Origin of the sequence: Streptomyces sp. NPDC099050 (genome assembly GCF_044759865.1) — a bacterium.
GTDB lineage: Bacteria > Actinomycetota > Actinomycetes > Streptomycetales > Streptomycetaceae > Streptomyces.
Window position 1 is genome coordinate 1 of record NZ_JBIWAE010000056.1, and the last position, 8,392, is coordinate 8,392.

The window sequence follows — 8,392 nt, forward strand, 5'->3', positions numbered from 1 at the left end:
GGCTGTACCTCCGCCACGGCCTCCGCCGACACGGTCACGTCTGTCATCAGGTGTCACTTCCTGGTCGAAGATCCACCGTTGACCGTACAGACCCGGTCACGGGCCTGGGATTTGATCTTGACAGTAAGGATGCCGCAGCGGGCTCTATAGCTGCACTGGCCATCCCTATTGGGGTGAAAGCACCGAACCGTCCACGAACGCTTTACCACTACACAACAGAAGACAAGATGAACCAGATCATCGACAGCAAGGAACTCTGGGCCTCCACTTTGGCAGCCAGACCTAAGGATGCTAAGCTCGGAGATGGTCAATATCTTTCCGATATCACACCCGGCACGAAGAGAAATGGGCAGTTGTCCAGGGCGTTCTACGGAACCCCTTGGCATGGAAAACATTTCAGCCATTATGTCGGAATCGACGTACGAGGCCTGCCACTTGTAACTGCGGCGGACCGGCCCGGAGTATTCCTCGTACCGAATAATGGACCCCTCGACATTTCACAGCGAATCCGAGAATTCGGAGTGAACTGATGAAAACCTACCTGAAGCTCAACTGGCATCACAACTTCGACGATGAGCCAACCTGGCTCTACAGCGAGTTGGATGAGAGTAGATACGAGACTCGCAAGGTTGAAGTATTTCGAAATGGCCGCAGAATCTTTGCGGATTCTCAATTGTCGACGGGCAATGCAATGCTCGGAGAAATCCCGGCACCCAGCCTCGAGGAGCTGAACGCGGAGGCCGAATTCACAGCAAGCGAGATCGAAAGAGGAGAATTCGAAGCGGAATGGAGTATTGCACACACCGGGTTTAGTTAGCCTCGATCTTTCGTGACGGTCCGTCGGTTTCTTCGGCGGGCCGTTTCGGTTGTTCGGGTCGGTGGTGGGCACGCTGAACCGTTCCGGGTTCAGTAGAGACTTGATTCCATGAAAGGATCGAGTCATGGCACGCCCCTCCTCCTATCCCGCTGAGCTGCGTAAACGAGCGGTCCGTATGGTCGCCGAGGTTCGCAGCGACTACGCGAACGAGTCGGCCGCGATCAAAGCCGTGGCCGAGAAGCTCGGCATCGGTTCGACCGAGACGCTGCGCAAGTGGGTCCGTCAGGACCAGGTCGACTCCGGCGCCCGTCCTGGCGTGACCAGCGAGGAGTCCGTGCAGGTCAAGGCGATGAAGAAGGAGATCGCTGAGCTGAAGCGGGCGAACGACATCCTGAAGGCGGCGGCGAGTTTCTTCGCGGCCGAGCTCGACCGGCCACATCTTCGCTCGTAGCTTTCATCGACGAGCACAAGGGCCGCTTCGGCGGCGTCGAGCCGATCTGCAGGACGCTCACCGAGCACGACTGCAAGATCGCCCCTTCCACCTACTACGCCCACCACAAACGCCTCGCGGAACCATCCGCGCGGACCGTGCGCGACGAGGAACTCAAGCCCCTGATCCACCACGTGTTCGAGGACAACTACCGCGTCTACGGGGCCCGGAAGATCTGGCGCGAGCTGAACCGGCAGGGCCGCATCGTGGCCCGTTGCACCGTCGAACGCCTCATGCGCGAGAGCGGCATCGCCGGCGCAGTCCGCGGCAAGAGGGTGATCACCACGATTGCGGACGGCTCGGTCGAGCGGGCCCCCGACCTGGTGGACCGGAACTTCGTCGCGAGCGCGCCGAACCGCTGCTGGGTCGCCGACTTCACGCACGTGAAGACCTGGTCCGGGGTCGTCTATGTCGCGTTCGTCGTGGACACTTTCTCCCGCCGGATCGTCGGCTGGTCCGCCGCCACCTCGAAGGAAACCAGGCTCGTCCTGGACGCCCTGGAGATGGCCCTGTGGCAGCGCGACCGCGACGGACTCCCTTATGAGCGAGGCGAGTTGATACACCACTCGGACGCCGGGTCGCAATACACGAGTTTCCGGCTCGCCGAGCACCTGGACGCCGCCGGCATCGCGGCCTCGATCGGCAGCGTCGGCGACGCCTACGACAACGCCCTGATGGAATCGGCCATCGGGCTGTTCAAGACCGAACTCATCAAGCCCGGGCGGCCTTGGAAGACACTCGCCCAGGTCGAGCTGGCCACCGCGGAGTGGGTGGACTGGTACTGCCACCGCCGCCTCCACGGTGAGATAGGCCACGTCCCACCCGCCGAATACGAGACCGCCTACTACCTCACGACCACAAAACCCCAGGTCACAACCAACAACTGAGATCTCTACCGAACCCGGAACGGTTCACGCTGATGGCCCGGCTGTCACGTCGGGTGGGCGCCGGGTTCCACGGCTCCGGTCGGGGTGGTGCTGGTTGCAGGGACGGGAACGCGCTGGTCAGCCGGGGTTCGGGAGAGTTTCGAGCCGTGCCAGGGCGTCGGTGATCACGTCGGTCCAGGGCCAGTGGTGTGCGAAAACTCAGGTGCCGGCGGCGGGCGGTGGTGCCGATCTGGGGTGCGGCGGAGAAGAGGCGGAGCCGGAGACGGCGGGGCTCCCACCTGCGGGTTTTTCCGGTCAGTGCGAGCATGGGCATCCAGGCCAGCAGGTCGAGGGCGAGCTGGACGATCTCCAGCCAGATCTGGTTCTGTGCGGTGTCGTGCAGGGGCAGGTTGCGCAAGCCGGTGGCCCGCGCGGCCCGGATGCGGTCCTCGCCTCGGGCTCGCTGGCGGTGCCGCAGCTCCAGTGCCGCCGGACTGCTCCTAACTCCGGATTAGGTCAGCCGCAGTCCGTCAGCGTCGGTGATGCGCAACTGGGCGCCGGAGTGGGGCCGTTCCTTGCGGACGATCAGCCGCATTCCCTTCGGCCAGCCCTTGAGGCAGTCGCCGGTGATCTCGGCGACCCAGGCCCCGTCCCGGATCTCGCCGCCGGGCTCGATCGCTGCCGTCCAGACCGCGACCACCGGTACGGACATCGCCGAGGAGTTGGTGGAGATACCCGTGCCCGTGCGGCATGTCCGGCCCGTGCGCGGAGTCTCGTACGACGCTGTGCCCACTCTGCACCGCAGGCCACCCCGGCCCCGGGCAGGGTGGCAGGACCCGAGTACGACCCCGCTCAGATCACCGCCGCCTGGAGCGGGCAAATGGATCTGCGAGCGGGTGCCCATACCCGGCTTGTCGGGCGGGATCCTTGTCCACGAACCGGGCTGCGGGATGATCCAAGGGCCCCTCGGCGGCACCTTCACCACCGAGCGGGCCCGGCGGATGATCGCCGATGACCCGACCGCGGATGCCTGCAACGGCTGCACCGCCCACAAAACCCTGGTCGGCTAGAAGCCGCAGGCCTCCACGGCGGGGGACCTACGGGGCCAGCGCCATCGCCGACGAGGTTGTTAGACGACTCTCAGCGTGTTCATGAAGCGGGGTAACGGCGACATTCCCGTTGCACACGGGATGTAGCTGGGTCCGGGACCGGGCTGTCTCTTCGTGCACGACGACACTGTGAACACGAACGTTCCGTGGGGCCGTCGTTCGTTCAGAAGGGCTCGACGTGGGGCTGTGCCGACGGGGTCGGTACCCTACGGACGTGGATCACCCCGCCCGGCAGTACTACAACCCGCAACTCACAGCGGACGAAGAGCGCGTCCTGCTGCGGAGGAACTACCTGCTCAACCAAACAGGTCAAGCGGCGCTGGGACTCATCGGGCCGCACCTTCGCGGCATCGCGGTAGAGCCTCGACCGAACGCGATCGTCCTCCACTTCGCCATCACCGCACGCACTGCTGAGGTGGAAGAAGACATTGACGACATCATCTTCGAGCTCGAGGCGTTCCTCGGCGGCGGACCCGAACAACGTTCGGGGATCACAGCCGAGGTTCATGTTGGTGGGACAGTCGCTACGTGGCCCGGGCGCCGGCACGCTCTGCTCTACGTCGCGAAGCCGGAAGCCGGTGACCGAGGCCCAGCGGTTCTGACGATTCTTCGTCCAGGGCCAACGGCGCCTTGAGCAACATGATCCTTTGGCATTTGGGCAGGCTGGCGGTACTTCGTCCGTGCTCGGAGCTGAGCACAGCTTTGCCGCGGAGGCTGTCGGTGCTGATCGTGGACTCGGACGCGCTGCTGGTAGAGCGACAGCTGCGAGCCGGCCAGCTGGAATGCCCGCTGTGTTCCTCGGTCCTGGCACCGTGGGGGCATGGGCGGCCCCGGGAGATCCGGGGTGATCTGGGGACTCGTCTGTTTCTGCGGCCGCGCCGTACGCGCTGTTCGGGCTGCAAGGTGACGCACGTGCTGCTAGCGGAGGTTCTCTGGCCGCGGCGGGCGGATGCGGCCGTGGTGATCGGGGCCGGGCTTGAGATAGCCGCGTTGGGCATGGGGCACCGCCAGGTTGCTGCCCACTTGGGCTTGGCCGAGGGCACGGTCCGTGGCTGGTTGCGGGCGTTCGCCGGGCGGGCGGAGGCCGTGCGCCGGCACTTCACCGTGGCTCTCGTTGCGCTTGCGGACGACCCGGTGATGCCGGATGCGGGGGCGTCGGCGCTCGCTGATGCCGTCTCGGTGGTCGCGGCCGCCCATCGTGCGGCCGCGACGAGATGGCCGGGGATGCTCACGGTGTCGCGGTGGGAGTTCGCCGGACGGGCGATAGGCGGCAGGATCCTGACCTCATCTTCTATCGCTATTTGATCAACACGGGCCGCCCCTGGTCGGGATCGGAGGGTGCCGGAAGTCTTGATCGTGTCCGCCGGCGAAGCGGCGGGCTCTGTTCGAGACGCGAGGTGGGTTGCCTATGTCACCTCCTAATGACGATGTCAAACCGCAGATGCAGCGGAGAGTCCATGCTCGTAACACCGTCCGTCACGGAGAAGGGCCCATAGAACGTTGACGCGCCGTCGGGCAAGGGCGATGACTGCCTGCGTGTGGCGCTTGCCTTCGGCGCGCTTGCGTTCGTAGAAGCGCCGCGAGACGTCGCAGTTGCGGATGCTGATGAGCGCGGAGGTGTAGAACACGCGTTGTAGGCCGCGGTGGTAGCGCCTGGGGCGGTAGAGGTTACCGCTGACGTTGCCGGAGTCCCGGGGTACCGGCGCGACGCCGGCGAGGCTGGCCAGGCGGTCGGCTGTGCCGTAGCGGCTCATATCGCCGGCGGTGGCGGCGAGGAACTCGGCTCCCATCAGCGGACCGATGCCGGGCATGCTCTCGATCACTTCGGCGAGCTCGTGCTCACGAAACCGGGCCGCGATGAGTTTGTCGATCTCGGTGATCTGATCGTTGAGGTCCATCACCTCCTTGGCCAGGGTATGGATCACTTGCGCGATGATCTTCTCCCCCGGGACGGCGGTGTGCTGTCGCTCAGCAGCTTCCATGGCGACCGCGGCGAGTGCTTCGGGGCTGCGGACCTTGCGGTTACGCAGCCACGTTTCCAGCCGCTTACGGCCGGTGCGACGCAGGGCAGCTGGGGTCTGGTAGCCGCTCAGCAGGATCAGCGGACCGTTGTTGTTCAGGTCCAGTGCCCGTTCTGGCTTTGTCGGCGAGTTACGAGAACGCCTGTAGCTCAACCACGGGAACACACTCTTCCACTGAAGAGTGATGTTGCTGAGTTTCGAGAACGCCCTGGTGCTTGATTCGGGACCCTGGTTGTGCTCTGCACGACGAGGGGGCCCGGATGCTGCCGAAGTCCAAGGTCGATCTGTACGCGGCGATTCGCCGTGACGCCAGGACCGGCATGTCGCTGCGGGCGCTCATGCGGAAGTACGGCGTCGGCTTCGAGACCGTGCAGCGGGCTCTGGTGTCGGCGGTGCCGGAGCCGCGGAAGAAGATGCGTCCGCGAGAAACGCGGCTGGACCCCTACAGGCCCGTGATCGACGCCATACTCACGGCGGATCTGACCGCGCCGCGCAAGCAACGGCACACCGTCAAGCGGATCTACGACCGGCTGCTGGACGAGCACGACGCCGTCGACATCTCCTACCAGATGGTCCGCGCATACGTCGCTGGCCGCCGCGAGGAGATCCGCCTGCAGGCCGGCAAGGGAGTCGTGGACGCGTTCGTCCCGCAGACCCACAAGCCCGGCGCTGAGGCCGAAGTCGACTTCGGTGACGTCACGGTCAAGCTGGCCGGCGAGCTGGTGACCTGCTACTTGTTCGCGTTCCGGCTGTCGTATTCGGGCAAGGCCGTCCACCGCATCTTCGCCTCGGCAGGGCAGGAGGCGTTCTTCGAGGGCCACGTCCACGCTCTCAACGTGCTGGGCGGGGTGCCGACCGGGAAGGTCCGCTACGACAACCTTAGGGCCGCCGTCGCCCAGGTGCTGGGCCTCTCACGCCGCCGGGTGGAAGCCGAACGCTGGACTGCCTTCCGGTCGCACTACGGCCTGGAAGCCTTCTACTGCCAGCCCGGCATCCGCGGCGCCCACGAGAAGGGCGGAGTCGAGGGCCAGATCGGCTGGTTCCGCCGCAACCACCTGGTCCCCGTCCCCGAAGTCGACACGCTCGCCGAGCTCAACGCGATGATCGACCGGTGGGACCAGGAGGACGACGCCCGACGCATCCGCTCCCGGCCCCGCACGATCGGCGAGTACTTCGCGGCCGAACAGCCGCTGCTGGTGCCCCTGCCGGAGGAGCCGTTCGAGACTGGCCGACTCTCCACCCCGCGAGTCGACCGCTACAGCCAGATCTGTGTCCGGATGAACCGCTACTCGGTGCCGGTCCGCCTGATCGGACGGACCGTCCGCGTCATGCTTCACGCCTCTGAGCTGGTGGTCTACGACGGCCGTGAGGAAGTCGCCCGGCACGAACGGCTCATCGCCCGCGGCGCTACCCGCCTCGAACTCGACCACTACCTGGAGGCCCTGATCCGGAAACCGGGCGCCCTGCCCGGCGCCACGGCCCTCGACCAGGCCCGAGCCGCCGGCCGCTTCACACCCATCCACGACGCCTGGTGGCAAGCCGCCGTGAAGGCCCACGGCGAACGAGAGGGCACCCGGGCCCTGATCGAAGTCCTCCTCCTCAGCCGCCACCTGCCCCACGAACACCTGATCACCGGCCTCGCCGCGGCACTGAAATCCGGCGCGTTGACCGCAGACGCCGTCGCCCTGGAGGCCCGCAAGGCGGCCGACGCCGAGCCCGAAGAGCCCGCGCAGCCCGTCGTCCCTGGAAGTCCGCCCGGCATCGCTCCGCTGCCCGCTGCCGTCCGGGCCCGTCTGCCGCCCGACAAACGCCCGCTGCCTTCCGTCGCGCACTACGACCAACTCCTGCGGCTCCGCCGATCCGACCGCCCCACCCCTTGAGGAGAACGCCGTGTCCCTTCCCCGCCAGCGAGGACTCACCGAGCAGGCCGCTACCACCGCCGTCGACCAGGCCTGCCGGATGCTGCGGCTGCCCACCATCCGGTCCCAGTTTCCCGAGCTCGCCGAGAAGGCCGAACGCGAGCAGATGTCCTACCTCGGATTCCTCGCCGAGCTCCTCCTCGCCGAGTGCGACGACCGGGCCCGCCGACGCTCCGAACGCCGCATCAAGGCCGCCGGGTTCCCCCGCGACAAAGCACTCCGCAAGTTTGACTTCGACGCCAACCCCAACATCGACGCGGCGATGATCCACACCCTCGCCAAGTGCGAATGGATCAAGAAGGGCTTGCCGCTCTGCCTGATCGGCGACTCCGGCACCGGCAAGTCCCACTTGCTGATCGCTCTGGGCACCGAGGCCGCGATGGCCGGCTACTGAGTCAAGTACGTCCTGGCGACGAAGCTGGTCAACGAGCTCGTCGAGGCCGCCGACGAGAAGCAACTGACCAAGACCATCGCCCGCTACGGCCGCGTCGATCTCCTCTGCATCGACGAGCTCGGCTACATGGAGCTCGACCGCCGCGGCGCCGAACTCCTCTTCCAGGTTCTGACCGAACGGGAGGAAAAGAACAGCGTGGCGATCGCCTCGAACGAATCCTTCTCTGGCTGGACAAAGACCTTCACGGATCCTCGTCTTTGCGCCGCCATCGTCGACCGCCTCACCTTCGGCGGCAACATCATCGAGACCGGCACCGACTCCTACCGCCTCGCCACAACCCGCGCTCGAACCGGACAACAGGCAGCAGCTGGGTGATCGCACTCCCCGAGAGCGTGGACGATCAGGAGCCTCCATTGGTCAGCGCTCTCGGATTCTCCACCACCACCAACGGCCAGCCGTCCACTCGCTCATTCGGCCAGGGTCCGGCAGAGTGCGACGCTCGAACTCGTCGTCGACCTGTTGCACCAGTCGGCCCAGATCTCGCCGGGCACCCTTAGGCAGGTGCCGCAGGGCCTCTGCCAAGGTGTCTCGGGCGTCCTCGACCTCCAGGCCAGGCTGAAAGACCTGAGAAGCATTCAAGTAGCGGCCTGGCTGCTTGAAAATCCACTCAAAACGGGACAGTGAGCCTTTTCCAACCTCATGTTGAGGCGTGGTGGAGGACGAGGATGGCCTTCACGATGTCGGTGATCCGGTTGGTGCTGCAGCGGAGCTTCCGC

Annotated in this window: 6 protein-coding genes and 3 pseudogenes; 7 read left to right on the plus strand and 2 right to left on the minus strand. The window is 65.8% G+C overall.

What is annotated here, in order from left to right; all coding sequences use genetic code 11:
• From ACIQV3_RS40195 to ACIQV3_RS40205, 3 genes are all read left to right on the plus strand, one after another.
• A partial coding sequence (locus tag ACIQV3_RS40195) for an HYD1 signature containing ADP-ribosyltransferase family protein (RefSeq protein WP_403722248.1) occupies positions 1–530 on the plus strand: 530 nt, incomplete at its 5' end.
• On the plus strand, positions 530–817 hold the full coding sequence (locus tag ACIQV3_RS40200) for a DUF6881 domain-containing protein (protein WP_403722250.1): 288 nt from the start codon (positions 530–532) through the stop codon (positions 815–817). The genes ACIQV3_RS40195 and ACIQV3_RS40200, both read left to right, overlap by 1 nt.
• Positions 818–941: 124 nt before the next feature.
• A protein-coding gene (locus ACIQV3_RS40205; RefSeq protein ID WP_403722252.1) for an IS3 family transposase occupies positions 942–2,194 on the plus strand; the annotation gives its coding sequence in 2 pieces (ribosomal slippage) (positions 942–1,221 and positions 1,221–2,194; 1,254 coding nt in all).
• A 117-nt stretch (positions 2,195–2,311) separates the two neighbouring features.
• Here ACIQV3_RS40205 and ACIQV3_RS40210 read toward each other — a convergent pair.
• Positions 2,312–3,126 (minus strand): annotated as a pseudogene (locus ACIQV3_RS40210) (transposase); the annotation flags it as partial.
• 370 nt (positions 3,127–3,496) lie between these two features.
• On the opposite strand from ACIQV3_RS40210, the gene ACIQV3_RS40215 reads away from it, so the two are divergent.
• Complete coding sequence (locus tag ACIQV3_RS40215; RefSeq protein WP_403722253.1) at positions 3,497–3,916, plus strand: hypothetical protein; 420 nt, start codon at positions 3,497–3,499, stop codon at positions 3,914–3,916.
• 5 nt (positions 3,917–3,921) lie between these two features.
• Complete coding sequence (locus ACIQV3_RS40220) at positions 3,922–4,587, plus strand: DUF6431 domain-containing protein (RefSeq protein ID WP_403722262.1); 666 nt, start codon at positions 3,922–3,924, stop codon at positions 4,585–4,587.
• Between the two features lie 125 nt (positions 4,588–4,712).
• Here ACIQV3_RS40220 and ACIQV3_RS40225 read toward each other — a convergent pair.
• Positions 4,713–5,417, minus strand: a pseudogene (locus tag ACIQV3_RS40225) (transposase); the annotation flags it as partial.
• Positions 5,418–5,563: 146 nt separating this feature from the next.
• Here ACIQV3_RS40225 and istA point away from each other — a divergent pair.
• On the plus strand, positions 5,564–7,183 hold the full coding sequence (gene istA / locus ACIQV3_RS40230) for an IS21 family transposase (RefSeq protein ID WP_403722258.1): 1,620 nt from the start codon (positions 5,564–5,566) through the stop codon (positions 7,181–7,183).
• A 10-nt stretch (positions 7,184–7,193) separates the two neighbouring features.
• A pseudogene (gene istB, locus ACIQV3_RS40235) lies at positions 7,194–7,991 on the plus strand (IS21-like element helper ATPase IstB).
• Positions 7,992–8,392 lie beyond the last annotated feature (401 nt).

Coding starts and splice junctions, on each gene's coding strand:
- ACIQV3_RS40220 (WP_403722262.1), top strand. CDS start 3,922: ATGATCCTTTGGCATTTGGGCAGGCTGGCGGTACTTCGTCCGTGCTCG.
- istA (WP_403722258.1), top strand. CDS start 5,564: ATGCTGCCGAAGTCCAAGGTCGATCTGTACGCGGCGATTCGCCGTGAC.
- ACIQV3_RS40200 (WP_403722250.1), top strand. CDS start 530: ATGAAAACCTACCTGAAGCTCAACTGGCATCACAACTTCGACGATGAG.